The following is a 13228-nucleotide window of genomic DNA, read 5'->3' as shown; positions in this document are numbered from 1 at the left end:
TTCGCCGCTCCGGCAGGGCCGGCCGAATGGATCCCAAGAATGACGTATTATACTAACTTCGCTGGGCTCCATGGCAACATAGGACGACGGCTGTACCCGGCGGGGCGTACCTCGCACAAAGCCACCCGTGCGGATCGGCAATCACTGGCCCTGCTTTCCCGATCCCTGCTGGCGGGCTTTCTTCTTCTGCTCGAACGAGACCCAGTCCCGCCGCTCCCGGGAACTCGGAATTCCCATTTCTTCACGATATTTGGTCACCGTTCGGCGTTTGACGTGGATGCCCTGTTTGGCGAGCTCCCTGACGATTTCTTCATCGCTGAGGGGGTTGGCCTTATCTTCGCGGTCAATCAACTCCTTGACTTTCAGCCGAACCACGTCCCAGGCCACTTCTTCACCCTCTGGGTTGACCTTTCCTCCGCAGAAAAATCGGCGCAGGGGGAAAAGCCCCTGAGGGGTTTGAATCCATTTGTCATCGACCGCCCGACTGACCGTTGTCACGTGGATACCGAGCTTGTCGGCGATTTGTTGCATTTTGAGCGGCTCGATGTGTTCGGGACCTTCCCGCAGGAATTTTTCCTGATGATCGATGATCGCCTGAGCGACCCGCTGCAGTGTTCGCTTGCGCTGCTCAATCCCGTCGATGATCCATTTGGCCCGCTCGATCTTGTTCTTGATATACTCCCTCTCTTCCTTGGACAGATTCTGCCGCTCGAGACTTTGCAGCAGGCCCCGGTTGATTTGAAGTCGGGGCAGATCGCCCCCTTCCACCCTCGCGATGAATCGCCCATCTTCAGTCTCTTCGACATAGACATCGGGAGTCACGGGCAAGACTGTCTCACTTCGGAACTGCAGCCCCGGTTTGGGATTCAGCTTGCGAAGGGCTTCCAACAGTTCGTGGATGTGCTCCAGTGACCAGCGCGTTTTCTTGGCGATTTGCGGAAGCCGGTTGTGCTCGATATCTTCCAGGTACTCTGAAATGAGCAGCTTGAGGTCATTGTAATCTGGACTGTCCGGATCCAGTTGCAGCAATAAACATTCCTTAAGATCGCGGGCACCCACACCCGGCGGATCGAGTTCCTGCACGATTTTGAGGGCCTTTTCAGCCCGTTGGATATCCTCCTCAGTAGCATTTGGTCCCAACAGGTCCTGGAGACTCGTTTGCAGGTAACCGTTTTCATCCAGGTTGGAAATGATTTTCTCAGCAAGTTCGCGGGTTTGAGGATCGAGATCATACCAGGCCAGTTGATCGAGGAGGTGATCCTGGAGCGTGGGGTTGTGGTCGGGAAGATTTGCCATCATGTCGTGATAGCGCTCGGAGTACTCCTCGATCCGATCCCGAGAAGGGCGGCTCATCTCCTCCTCGAAATACTCCGGAATCTCCCTCTCCATTTCGACGAGCCGGCTAAACTCTTCCGCGGAATTCTCCTCACTCACGACGAACTCGCGCTCCAAGTCGGAGCGAGCGGTATCCGTGCGTTCTTCCTCTTCTTCCAGCCGGGGCTCTTCCTCGAGTTCCTGTTCCTGCGATTCTTCGATTTCCAGGGCGGGGTTTTCCGCAAGTTCCTGCGCCACGCGCTGCTCCAGGTCATGGAGTGGAAGTTGCAAAATCTCCATGGACTGGATCATCCGTGGCGAGAGTATCTGCTTTTGAACTTGTTTTTGGACCTGTCTTAAGTGATGGCCAAGCGACATTCTCATAGCTCAGGCCTCATCTTTCTGAAAAGCGCAATCTTGGGGAAAGCGTCCCTTTAATCGTGAGAAGGCATCCAAATCAAGAGCTTGCCCGTTTGGCAGCGCGACACCGCGTGCCTCCGCCAATTGCCCGATACGGACGAACTGTCCATATCGATGACCAAACCAGGCATTCCGACGTCTTCGATATCCCATGGTGGCTAGGGTGCTGAAAGTCACAATTTCTGGCGTCCCACTAAGGCATCGGTCAAGATCTCGCGATTGGCGAACTGGATCACGCTTCCCGGGGTGATTCCTCGTGCCAGTCGCGTGATGGTAACTCCCGTATCTGCCAGTTGGTTGGAGATATACAGAGCGGTGCCGTCTCCCTCCACAGTCGGGTTGGTCGCCATGATGACTTCCCGAATTTGCCCCTGTCGCACCCGTTGGACCAAGGCATCAATCGTCAGTTGTTCCGGGCCGATGCCGTCCAACGGTGAAATCCGCCCCAGTAATACGTGATACAGGCCCCGGTAAGCCCCTGTTTGCTCGATTGCCATCAAATCCTGAGGTTGCTCCACGACACAAAGCAGTCCACGATCCCTGGTGGGATCCTGGCAGATCCGGCAGAGTTCCCCCTCTGCCAGGTTGTAACACACCGTACAGTAGCGGACGTTTTCTTTAACGTTCCGAATTGCCTCCGCAAGGGCCAGGGCCTCGTCCTTGCTTACCCGCAGGAGGTGGTAAGCGATCCGCTCCGCGGACTTCCGACCAATCCCGGGAAGTCGCGTCAAATGTTCGATCAACCGAGTGACCGATTCTGTCAACTCTGCCACCGGAACCTCCTCTTCCGCCTGTACCGGGTGTGTCGGCTGAGTCAGCACGTTTCCAATGCCGTTTCAGGTTACTTCCTCTCGAACCCCTGATGACCCGCCCGGCGCCACCGCGGTCAGGCTAAAGAATTCTACCTTTTTGTGCCACCGGATTAAACCGCGGTAACGGGGCACTCAAGCCCGTCATGTGACCTACGTGGTGGGCTATAAAGAGAATGGACAAATGCCATTGCTCGGGATAAGCGGAGAAAAGGTAACAACCGACCTGGCAAGCGTTTTGCCCCTGAAAGGCCCCAAAACGACCGGATAATCTACCGCTAAAATGCGGACGTGACGGGAGGGGCGCTTCGGGGCATTCGCAGTGGCACGCTTGTCGCCTCATTTTGTCCGCCGCGTGCAGACGGCCCTGTCACAACGGCCATCGCTTTCGATAAAACTGTGGTGGCAGGAAGAGGCGGCCTGCGAGTAGAATAAGATGATCGACCCGGTAAGATTTGCGTGACCTGCCAACTCCCCCGACAAGAGTCACCTCTGTCGGGCAGGCTGGCTGTCGGGTGTTGACGATTCCAGGCACCGCGCCCTTTTGTGGCAGGGGCCGGCGCTACCATCGCAACAAGAGACGACCGCTCTCCGAGCGGCGGTACACCGGCCGCGGAAGAAGCCTCCCGGCGCATGTGACGGCTGGTGCGTTGAAGAGAAGAATACCTCCGGAGGGACGCCATGGATTCCGCAGACCGTGGTTTTTCGGAACATTTTCTGTTCGTCACCGGACGTCTCGCGGAACCGTTGCTGCGGCGTATGCTGCCCGATCTGGCCAGCAGTTATGACTTTCAGTACTCGGTGGCTGTGATGCCCATCAGCATTGCCGGGCTGATGAGCGTGCCCTGGATTGCGGAACGGTTGAAGGTACCTCCCGAAGCGACCCGGGTGCTGCTGCCGGGGCGATGTTCGGGCGACCCTCACGAACTGGAAGCCAAGTTAAGAATCCCCGTGGAACGCGGTCCGAACGACCTGCACGACCTTCCTGAATATTTTCGGAGGCGTCATCGGCCGTGCTTACCGCAGGATGAGTACTCGCTGCGGATTGTGGCCGTGGTCAAGGATGCCGCCGACGTTCCCCTTCCCACTTTGCTCGATCTGGCAGATCGGTTGGTGGCCGATGGAGCTGACGTCATTGGCCTGTGGCATGAGGATCGAGAGCCTCGACCGCAGTTTGCCAAGATCATCAAGGCTTTGCATTCACATGGGCATAAGGTTTGGGTAAGGACTCTCGAGCTCTCCACATGGCAGGCAGCACTTGCGGCGGGTGCAGATTTTGTTGAGCCGTTGCTGGAAGTGCCTGAAGACTTGCCCGAGCAGACGAATCTTGTGATTGAGCCCTATCTGCCGGGTACCTGGGAGGGTGTGGAAGAAACGCTGGAGTCATTGAGAAAGATTCGCAGGCCGACGATTCTCAAACAGTCGTTGGTTCCGGTCGGTTTGGGATTCACCCAGAGTATGCTGCGGAGTGTGGAGGCCCGCCATATCTGGCCGGACATTCCGTTGGCTCTTGATCTGTGTTCGGTCCTCTTCCACTCGGCCGCGGATGCGGGACCGCTTCTGCTCCTCTTGCTGGGATTTGCCCAGGAGATCGGCGCCAGATGGATCCTGACAACCCAGGAGGTCAACACCGCCCGGACCTCGGTGCGCGAGTGTGACGTGATCCGAAGGATGGTCCACTGTGCCCAGCGGTATCACGTGTCGCTGCGGAGTCTGGACTCTTCCCTGGCCATGCTTCGTGATCACCACATTAACAATGGAAATGAGGAGTACTGGCAGCAGTTGCGGGAGCAGATTCGGGATCCGTCCCCCCGGTTGTTTGTGAAGGCGAACCAACTGTGTGCATGGGCTTTCGGCCGGGAGTTGCAGTCCTCCGATCCCTACGAACTGTTTGAAGCGATCACCGACGCCGCGAAGGATGCCGGACGCCCATTGGATCCGGATACCGCTTTTTATCTCGGATACGAACTGTGCAAGGCCGCTATTGCCCGTCAACTCGGAAAGAATTACTGGCAGGATGAAGCCCTGCACTGGGGGCTTCATACAGTGGCAGAGCCTTCTCCGCGGGAGAGGCGAATTCGGCGACTGGCCCGGCGTCGGTCTGTTAAAGGGTGTTCGGAAACGGGAAAGACAGCTCACTCGTGACCTCGCTTGATTTTCCCCTTGTAGTGGAAGTTTCGTGGCCCAATTGGGACCGTCTGCTTGCCGCGTTTTCCCGTCTGCCCTACGTCCTTTTTCTCGATTCACCGCGGGGGGCTGCCGATGACCGTTCACTTGCGCGGTACTCGTTTTTGATGGCCGATCCCCAGGAATTCTTCCTCCTTCCCTCCACTGCGACGGGAGAGCAAGCAGCGGTGGCGTTCCGCAAACTCGCCGGCCATGCGCGCGAGTTCCGTCAGCCGGCACGGGAGGATCTGCCACCGTTTCAGGGCGGTTTGGCCGGCTTTTGGAGTTACGAACTCAACCGCGCGTTCGAGGATGTGGCACCGGCACAAACCGATGACTGCGGCTGGCCGCTGTGGGCCGTGGGCCTTTACGACGTTGTCCTGGCCGCTGATCACTGGCATCAGCGAGCCTGGCTTATCTCTCAGGGCATTCCCTGTGAGCCGGGCGAGGACCGTAAAGAGCGGGCGCGAGCACGTCTCGACTTCTTCCAGAAACTGCTCTCTGAGGCAGAGAAACTCGGTGAGATAGAGAGTTCATCAATTGGCCTAGCACAGGAGAGGCTTCACGGCTGGGTGCATTCCTCTCACAAGGATGGGCATTTCTCCGGGCAGGGATTGGCCAATTGTCCCACGGAAACTGACCAGACACTGCAAAAGCAGCTCCCCGTGGCAATCAATGACGTCCCCTTTGAACTGCCGCTGACGAGTAATTTTTCGGCCGAGGAATACTTGAACGCAGTGCGAAAAGCCGTGGACTACATCTGGGCGGGAGATGTTTTTCAGGTCAATCTTGCCCAGCGTCTGGCAACACCGAAGCCAGCAGACCCGTTGATCCTGTACCGCCACCTTCGCCAGGTTAACCCAGCCCCTTTCGCTGCCTACTTTGATTTCGGGCACGCCCAGCTTCTCAGTGCCTCGCCCGAGAGGTTCCTCCGCGTGACAAAAGGCCATGTGGAAACGAGACCCATCAAAGGGACACGTGCCCGAACAGGAGTTCCAGACACGGATGCCGCGATCGCCGCGGAATTGCTGGCCTCGGCGAAAGATCGGGCGGAGAACATTATGATCACTGACTTGCTGCGGAATGATTTGTCCCGCGTTTGTCTGCCGGAAAGTGTCCACGTGACAAGCCTGTGCCGCTTGGAACGCTACGCCGGCGTCTTTCATCTTGTCTCGGTCATCGAGGGAGACCTGAAACCGCAGAACGATGCTTTTGACCTGCTGGCCGCTTGCTTTCCAGGTGGCTCCGTGACTGGCGCTCCCAAGCCTCGGGCGATGGAAATCATCGCAGAACTCGAACCACATGTCCGCGGTCCCTACTGTGGCAGCCTCGGCTATATTGGGTTGGACGGCTCGGCGGACCTCAATATTCTCATTCGGACAATCCTCTGCTGGCGGGACTGGTGTATCTTTTCGGTGGGCGGGGGGATCGTGGCACGATCCGATCCTTATGCCGAATACCGGGAAACCTGGCACAAAGCGAGACGTCTCCTTCAGGCGCTGGAATTGGCCTCCTGTGAGAAACAAAAGTAGTCCTGGTCGATTGCCCATTCTTTACTGCCGGAAATTTAGGCACAAGGTTGCCAGAGATACGGTCACTCCGTAATCTTTCCGGCGTCGTAGAGTGCCCAGAATTCGTCGGGCGGCATCAGACGGTCTTCGATTCCCCAGTCTGATTCCCCGAATGCGGTTCCGATCTCTCGCAGCGTGGGCATATTTCGCACGATGTCCAGACCCGTTTTGATTCGCGATGGCGTGAAAACCAGGCGTTCCAGACGCAACCAGCGAAGAGGGGTCAGATCCGTGACCTGCGACCGCGCGATATGCAGCCGTCTGAGGGGCATGCCTTTCAGCGGCGACAGATCTTCCACAGGGGTGCCCGCGATGGTGAGACTGACAAGCGGTACATGGCGAAGCGGGAAAAGGTCTTTCACCGGCGTTTCATTAAGCCAGAGCGTCTCCAGGGGACACCGGACCAGAGGAGAAAGGTCGGACACTTTCGTGCGGACAAGGTTGAGCTGTTTCAATGGACATCCTGCCAGCGGAGTCAGATCGCTCACATCGGTCTCGCTGAGCGAGAGGTACTGGAGCGGCATGCCGCTGAGCGGCCTCAAATCGGTGACCTTTGTTCGGTCCAGCGCCAGCGCTTCCAGAGGCAGTCCCGACAGGGGCGTGAGATCACTGACCGAACACTGATAGAGGTCCAGCTTGTGAATTCGCAGACCGGCTAGCGGTGAGATGTCGCGAACCTCGGGCGCATTGATGGCGACAACAATCACGCCATCCTGGTTTTCCACAACGGCCTCGCCCGTGAAGCCGGGGTTTGCCGCTCGGAGGGCTGCGGTCAGAGTCTGGGCGTCAACATCACGGAGGGAGTCACGGGAGGCGGCGCGGGGCGAATGGCCCGTTGGAGAAGATGCCCCGGCGGGTGCTCCTTTTTCCAGGGGTGGGCCGGGTACTGCGGCGGCGTCGCGGTGCTCAAAGGAAGTGTTGGAGGGAGAGACTTCCTGTCGCGGAGTACAACCCAAAGTCAGAAGGAGGCTGCCCACAAGAACGCTCCAACAAACGATGTGTCCTGTGGGAATGGCGACCATGCGACCCCGATTAAGGACAGCAAAAGCTATTCTCCGAAAACAAGTGTCCTTAAACGTCATTTCTCCACGACCTCCCCTGAGAAGTTTTTTTTTGCAAGATATATCGAAGCTCCTTCCACGATTCTACACCAGCAGCGTGAATATTTCCTATCCGGTCTTGTCGCGACAAATTGCCCCTTTTCCACTGGCGATGGGGACGCGGACGCTCACATGGTTTCGCCTGGAAGCGAGATTGAGTTCCCCGGGTACAACAAGCGTGCCCCTCCGAAGAAACTCCGCAGGGACTTGCCTGTCAGGTCCGCCGTTTAACGTTGGATGCTCCATTTCGCATCATCGGGCACGACGAGCGTGCCCCTCCGAAACACCCATCGGAGGGACCTTTTTCCACGGGATCCACTTCCGAGGGACGTGCTTGTCAGGTCCGTTTGATCATCGAGCCCTCTCGTCGGGCGTGACAGGAGTGCCCCTGTGAAGAGTTGTTCGCAGAGATGGCTTGTCGGGTGCACATTGCAACGTTTGGATAATCCAATTCATCGACCGGGCTCTGACTGTTCGCTCAAACGGTAGGGGCAAATTCATGAATTGCCCTTACAGCACGCTGCGCGTTGACCCTTGTGCAAAATCTTTGCAAAAACTGAGGATGGGCCAGCCTGGGCTACACTTGCCGGGGCAGCGCTCGTCGGTTATCAAATGGGGAGGCAAAACTCACCTGGAATGTCTCCGCACTCGCCAGTTTCAAAGTGATCCCAGCCAGAGGAGGTGGAAGCATGACACACCAGCGACCAGGTAGCCGACCAGCGAGTGGGCGTGTCCTTCACGGATGGAGGCCCTCTCCGGCCTTCCGCAGTTTAAGTTTCCGTGGAATCCTTATCATTGTCGTGGGCGGGATAATCCTTGGGGTGCTCGCCGGCTGGAGCGAGAAGTCACTGCTCTGGGCGGAAACTGCTCAGCCTGTTTTGAAAGTGGGCTTTGCGGAGCGCGACATCAGTCCAGAACTTGGCATGGAGCAACCCGGGGGGTATGGCAAAGTTTATCACCGGACGTTTCACGATCCCTGTAAAGCGCGAGCGGCGGTGTTCGACGACGGGCAGAAGGCTGTGGCCCTGGTGGGGCTCGATGTACTGATCATCCGCGAGCCAAGCGTCAAGCGGATTCGTGACGAAGTTGCCCGGCGATGTGCCCTCAAACCGGAAGCGATTCTGCTGGCCGCGTCGCATACACATTCCGGTGGACCCAGTGGTATGGTGTTGCCGGGCGAGTACGACCATGCAGACGACTGGGTCAAACATCTGGCCTATGAGGTGGCGTCCACGGCGGACAGCCGTTACTTGGAGAAGATGGAAAAGGCCACGGTCGATGCGATTTGCGAGGCGTGGGAAAAGAGGCATCCGCTCGTTTGCGGTGTCGGTCGAGGTATCGAGGACAAAGTTGCTTTCAACCGCCGATTCCGGATGAAAAACGGCTTGACGTTCACACATCCCGGCCAGCTCAATCCCGATATTGTGGAAGTGGCGGGGCCAACTGATCCGGAGGTTCTCGTTCTGGGGGCGTGGTCGCCCGACGGAAAGTTGGAAGGTTGCGTGGTCCACTACACCTGCCATGCGACGACGAATCCCGGCGGCATATCGGCCAACTGGATTTATTACATGGAAAAGGTGATTCGTGGCTTTTATGGGCCCGACGTGGTGGTTGTCTTTCTTCAGGGGTGCTCCGGGGATGTCACGCAGGTAGACAATCTCAGCCCTTTTCAAAACCCCACGGGTGAGGAATGGGCTCAGCGAGTGGGCGGCCGGGTGGGCGCCGAAGCAGTGAAAACGTTGCTTTTGATTCCGCGGGGCAATCTCGCCCCTATAGACTATCGCAGCACCACACTCACCATTCCCCGGCGTCGGCCCGACCCCAAACGCGTGGAGGAATGCCTGGGCCTGACGAAAAAAGACCCCAAGGAAGTTGGGGCCACCGAGTGGATTTTCGCCGTGCAGACGGTGCTGCTTGACGCCAAACTGAAGGTTGAGCCAGAAGCCACCGTGGAGTTGCAGGCCATCCAGATCGGTCCGCTTGTAATACTGGCCAATCCTGCCGAATACTTCTGCCAGTATGGCCTGGAATTAAAAGCAGGTTCTAAATTCCCATACACCATGCCGGTCGAACTGGCCAACGGCTGTGTGGGCTATGTGCCCACGGAAGAGGCCTTCGGGCCGCATGGTGGCGGCTATGAAACCCGGCTTACAGCCTACAGCAATCTAGATTTTAAAGCCGGTAACCAAATCCGGGACACACTGTTGGAGCTGGCGCACCAGTTGACGCCGGGGCCAGTGCCGGAACCACCACGGGTGACCCCCGTCACCACCCCCTGGTCCTACGGAGCCGTTCCCCCCAACTACCACTGACAGGCCGGAATCGGCAACCACAATTAGGACGCCTGGACGCACCGCCTCGGGCGGGGATCACGGCTTTCTCCGGAGCCGAGTATTTCTCGCTTATTACCGGCTTGACAGGGACTGCATAAACTTGGAGAGGACCGCGCTGGCCAATTGGGCACTGCGAACCGCGCTCTCCATGGTGCCGGGCCAGCCCGTCGCCGTCCAATCACCCGCCAAAACAAGCCCCGGGATGCCGGTATCTTGCGGCGGTCGGCGGTGATCCCACTCTCGACCTGGAGAGAGCACGGCCGCTGGCTCTGTGATCGCGCGGCCGGCCAGCAGTCTCGCGGATCGAAGGGCAGAGAAGGTGCTCTGCAACTCCCTAACGACTTGCTCGCGACACTCTTCCGGCGAGCCGGGGGCCAGCCGATGCGACGCGCTGATCACAACGTGGCAGTACCAGGGCGATTTTGCCGAGGCGGAATCGCCAACCGAGGCAACCGATTGGCCTTGAGACATGTCGGCGAAAGGAGGTCGAAACACCCATTGTGAAAGCGCATAGGGCAACACCGCGTGCGGGAGAGAAAAGCCCGGCCGATCGAACCACAAATGCACACCGGTGATCGCACAGGCCTCCGGAGATGTTCGAGAGCGAGACGCCGGCCACCCGGGAAGAATCTTGGTTACGATTTCCGCCGGCAGAAGCCGAGTCGCAACCCACCAGGGGACGGCCAGCACCACGGCAGTAAAATTTTCTGTCCGACCATCTCCAAAATGAAGGCACCAGCCATTATGAGATCGTGAAATTCCGCGGACAGACCGTCCCGAAAGGATACGCACCCCTGCGGTTTCGAGACGGCCCCGAAAATGGACATCACACAACACGCCGAGAGGTACACGCGGGATCCACAATTCGTGCCCATGCCGGTTTTTTATGAAGACCTCGCGAATGATCATTCGCGCAAGAGGGAGCGGAATCCGATCCAGGGTTTCGCTGGTCGCGCTGACGAGTAGAGGCCCCCAGAACATCCGCAGGAGCAGTTCTGATTGACCCATCCGCCGCAAAAACGACTCGGTCAGCTCACTGTCTGACGAGTGAGCAGGATTACTTTCGCCTCTCCAGAGAGTCCAGGCCGCGCGAAGGAGCGCCAGCCGTTCAGTGGGCGAAACCAGCTTGAACCGCAAGAGGGTGGGCAGCAAATGGAAGGGAGCGGGTAATCCAGGGGCAGCCCGGAAGCGACAAATCGTGCCGCCGGCATCTGTAAAGAAGAGGGTGCGGTGTCTGACAAATAGGTCGAGCGCATTCATCTGCCGGCAAAAGCGGAGGAACTCCGTGCAGCAACCCAACGCGACGTGCTGACAGGTGTCGATCGTCTGGCCCATCTCGGGGTCGGTGATGGATCTGACACGGCCTCCCAGGACACGCCGGGCTTCAAAAAGAGTAATTTCGCACCCAGTGTTCCGAAGAAACCATGCTGTGGCCAGGCCGGCAAGACCCCCACCGACGATGGCAATACGCAGTCTCTCCTGCTCCGCTCTTCGGTCCATGACGCGGCTTCACCCCGTTGATGGTGAGATGGCCGGAGGACGAGAATTTGTTGCCCCGTCAACGATGGGAAGAGAGCGGGGCGGTGCCAAACTCCAGCGGGCCAGCAGCCAAATTTTGTGCCAGCGTGGCAGCTTCAGTTTCTGCCGGAAAAGGCGATGCTTATTGCGACGGAGCTTTTGAAAAAGCGCGTAGTAGGTGGAGAACATCAAACCGAAAACTTTTCGCCCCCGATCGCTGAGAAACTGGAACAACTCCGACGCACTCTGGTAGAAACATTCCGTCCTTTTGAACTGAAAGTCGAGAAGATCACTCCAGGCCGGCGTCATCACTCCTTTGAGAATATCGTCCCCATTACATCCAAAGGAGTTCAGTTCGTCAGCCGGAATGTAGATCCGTCCTCGTTCCGCATCCTCACGCAGGTCCCGCAGGATGTTGGTCAACTGGAAGGCCACTCCACAGTCGTGGGCTTGGGAAGGAACCTCCCGGCCTTTAAAACCCCAGATGTAGAGACAGGCCACCCCCACCGCTGAAGCAACCCGGGCGCAGTACTGTTCCAGTTCGGCGAAACTCTTAGGCGGGCGAAAGTCGATGTCTTGCTCCACTCCTTCGATGACTTCCAGAACGTACCGGGGTGGAATGCCGTAGTGCTTGACGACGGCTGCCACGCCGGAAGCCAGAACGAGCGCGTCTTTCGGCACGGTCGCAGCCTCGGACAAAACGCTGAGCTCGGAAGCCGGAGCGGGAAGAAACGAAGATCCAAGCCGATGATCGATCATCGACTTCCACGATTGAAGATAACGCCTGGCCTCAGCGGCCGGGAGTTCATCTGCGAGGTCGTCCGTGAAGCGGCAATAAGCGTAGATGATTTCCATGGCGTGGGCTTGCTCACGGCCCAGCAGGCGGATGGCGGGCAGGAAACTGGATCGTGCCCTCTGACATATCGCGTGACAAACCGGATAGGTGTCGGTAATGATTGCGCGATAAATCGCGTCATCAGTACAGAGAGAATCTATTTGTTCATCCCGGTTTTGTGCCACAGCACATCCCACCAGCTTTGCATCATGAGAGTGAGTTTTGTCCATCGGCTGAGCGTTGGTCGAGTTTGCCATACATTGTAGTCGATTGCGGCAATCGCCTGGAGAATCTTGAGACCGCCCCGGACGAAGAGCAGAACAGGCACGCGCCACTGCCGGGGCATCAGTTCCACGAGCTGCCCACCGCGGCGGAGGAATACGGCGGCCTCTTCCACAAGTCCTCTCATGAGGGTCCGGAACGCCGGGTTGAATTCCCGCCGTTGCCACATTTCCTCGGTGTAACCAACGCGGCGGCATTCCGCTAGGGGAATGTACATCCGACCGCGATGCCAGTCTTCTCCCACATCTTGCCAGAAGTTGGCAAGTTGCAGTCCCGTGCACACGAAATCAGACAGCGTGACACGCTCCGGCGTGTGACACCGAGCGAGGTACAGCACCAACCGTCCCACCGGATTGGCCGAGTAGCGACAGTATTTCAGAAGCTCTTCGAATGTCTCGTAGCGACGGATTTCCTGATCCTGCCGGAAGGCAACCAGTAAATCCAAAAACGGTTCTGGGGGAATCTGAAAAGTGGTCACAGTATCCTGAAGAGCAACGGCCACAGGATGGCGGGGATGGCCCCGGTAACAGGACATCAGTTCCCGCTGCCACCAGTCGAGAAGCATCAGGCTGTCCTTTTGCGAGAAGATTTCGTCCGCCAGATCATCTGCCCATCGGCACCAGGCGTAAATATTACAAAAATGCTGACGTAAACCGCGGGGCACAAACCAGCTCACCACGGTAAAATTCTCATAATGCTGGCGGGTCAGACGGCGGCAGTATCTCTGGCTGTACCGGAGCGACGGTGGCTCATACTGGGCAAACGGACCATATTGGTGGAAGTCGCGGAGAAAACGGGCCCGCTCTGCCGTGGCCTGACCTGGCGGCAGTGAGGGCGCGGTAGAACTGGGCTGTTGCGATGTCATGAACAGACTTCCCTG

9 protein-coding genes are annotated in these 13228 nt (G+C 57.9%); 3 read left to right on the top strand and 6 right to left on the bottom strand.

The features are described from left to right. Positions 1-141: 141 nt before the first annotated feature. Both rpoN and recR read right to left on the bottom strand, forming a co-directional pair. Positions 142-1692: an RNA polymerase factor sigma-54 gene (rpoN, locus tag THTE_RS15825; protein WP_338064590.1), complete on the bottom strand. Its 1551-nt coding sequence runs from the start codon at positions 1690-1692 to the stop codon at positions 142-144. Positions 1693-1907: 215 nt separating this feature from the next. Beyond that, positions 1908-2507: a recombination mediator RecR gene (gene recR / locus THTE_RS15820; RefSeq protein ID WP_095416925.1), complete on the bottom strand. Its 600-nt coding sequence runs from the start codon at positions 2505-2507 to the stop codon at positions 1908-1910. A 717-nt stretch (positions 2508-3224) separates the two neighbouring features. On the opposite strand from recR, the gene THTE_RS15815 reads away from it, so the two are divergent. Together THTE_RS15815 and THTE_RS15810 are read left to right on the top strand one after the other, a co-directional pair. Continuing rightward, positions 3225-4688: a DUF6513 domain-containing protein gene (locus tag THTE_RS15815; protein ID WP_095416345.1), complete on the top strand. Its 1464-nt coding sequence runs from the start codon at positions 3225-3227 to the stop codon at positions 4686-4688. Beyond that, the gene (locus THTE_RS15810) at positions 4685-6241 is read left to right on the top strand and encodes an anthranilate synthase component I family protein (protein ID WP_237260159.1); all 1557 of its coding nucleotides are present in this window, start codon (positions 4685-4687) and stop codon (positions 6239-6241) included. The genes THTE_RS15815 and THTE_RS15810 overlap by 4 nt, the downstream gene beginning before the upstream one ends. Before the next feature lie 62 nt (positions 6242-6303). On the opposite strand, the gene THTE_RS15805 is transcribed toward THTE_RS15810, so the two are convergent. Further along, positions 6304-7257, bottom strand: a complete 954-nt coding sequence (locus THTE_RS15805) for a leucine-rich repeat domain-containing protein (protein WP_157732166.1) — start codon at positions 7255-7257, stop codon at positions 6304-6306. An 812-nt stretch (positions 7258-8069) separates the two neighbouring features. Between THTE_RS15805 and THTE_RS15800 the strand changes: the two genes are divergently transcribed. Next, positions 8070-9692 (top strand): hypothetical protein, encoded by a 1623-nt coding sequence (locus THTE_RS15800; RefSeq protein ID WP_095416343.1) that lies wholly within the window; start codon positions 8070-8072, stop codon positions 9690-9692. A gap of 93 nt (positions 9693-9785) precedes the next feature. On the opposite strand, the gene hpnE is transcribed toward THTE_RS15800, so the two are convergent. From hpnE to hpnC, 3 genes are read right to left on the bottom strand one after another with little or no spacing between them, the layout of a single operon-like run. Continuing rightward, entirely contained in the window at positions 9786-11213 is a 1428-nt protein-coding gene (hpnE, locus tag THTE_RS15795) for a hydroxysqualene dehydroxylase HpnE (protein ID WP_095416342.1), read from the bottom strand. A 9-nt stretch (positions 11214-11222) separates the two neighbouring features. After that, positions 11223-12251 carry a phytoene/squalene synthase family protein gene (locus tag THTE_RS15790; protein WP_157732165.1) on the bottom strand — a complete coding sequence of 343 codons (1029 nt, stop codon included), beginning with the start codon at positions 12249-12251 and terminating at the stop codon, positions 11223-11225. After that, positions 12224-13213: a squalene synthase HpnC gene (hpnC, locus tag THTE_RS15785; RefSeq protein ID WP_095416340.1), complete on the bottom strand. Its 990-nt coding sequence runs from the start codon at positions 13211-13213 to the stop codon at positions 12224-12226. Before hpnC ends, THTE_RS15790 begins: the two co-directional genes overlap by 28 nt. Positions 13214-13228 lie beyond the last annotated feature (15 nt).

Origin of the sequence: Thermogutta terrifontis, assembly GCF_002277955.1 — a bacterium.
GTDB classification, from domain to species: domain Bacteria; phylum Planctomycetota; class Planctomycetia; order Pirellulales; family Thermoguttaceae; genus Thermogutta; species Thermogutta terrifontis.
Note: the sequence above shows the minus strand (reverse complement) of the source record. Positions and strands in the feature narration are given on the sequence as shown.

Bases quoted from the DNA above. Each gene is read 5' to 3' on its own strand.
- THTE_RS15815 (WP_095416345.1), top strand. From the start codon at position 3,225: ATGGATTCCGCAGACCGTGGTTTTTCGGAACATTTTCTGTTCGTCACC.
- hpnC (WP_095416340.1), bottom strand. From the start codon at position 13,213: ATGACATCGCAACAGCCCAGTTCTACCGCGCCCTCACTGCCGCCAGGT.
- THTE_RS15800 (WP_095416343.1), top strand. From the start codon at position 8,070: ATGACACACCAGCGACCAGGTAGCCGACCAGCGAGTGGGCGTGTCCTT.
- hpnE (WP_095416342.1), bottom strand. From the start codon at position 11,213: ATGGACCGAAGAGCGGAGCAGGAGAGACTGCGTATTGCCATCGTCGGT.
- rpoN (WP_338064590.1), bottom strand. From the start codon at position 1,692: ATGTCGCTTGGCCATCACTTAAGACAGGTCCAAAAACAAGTTCAAAAG.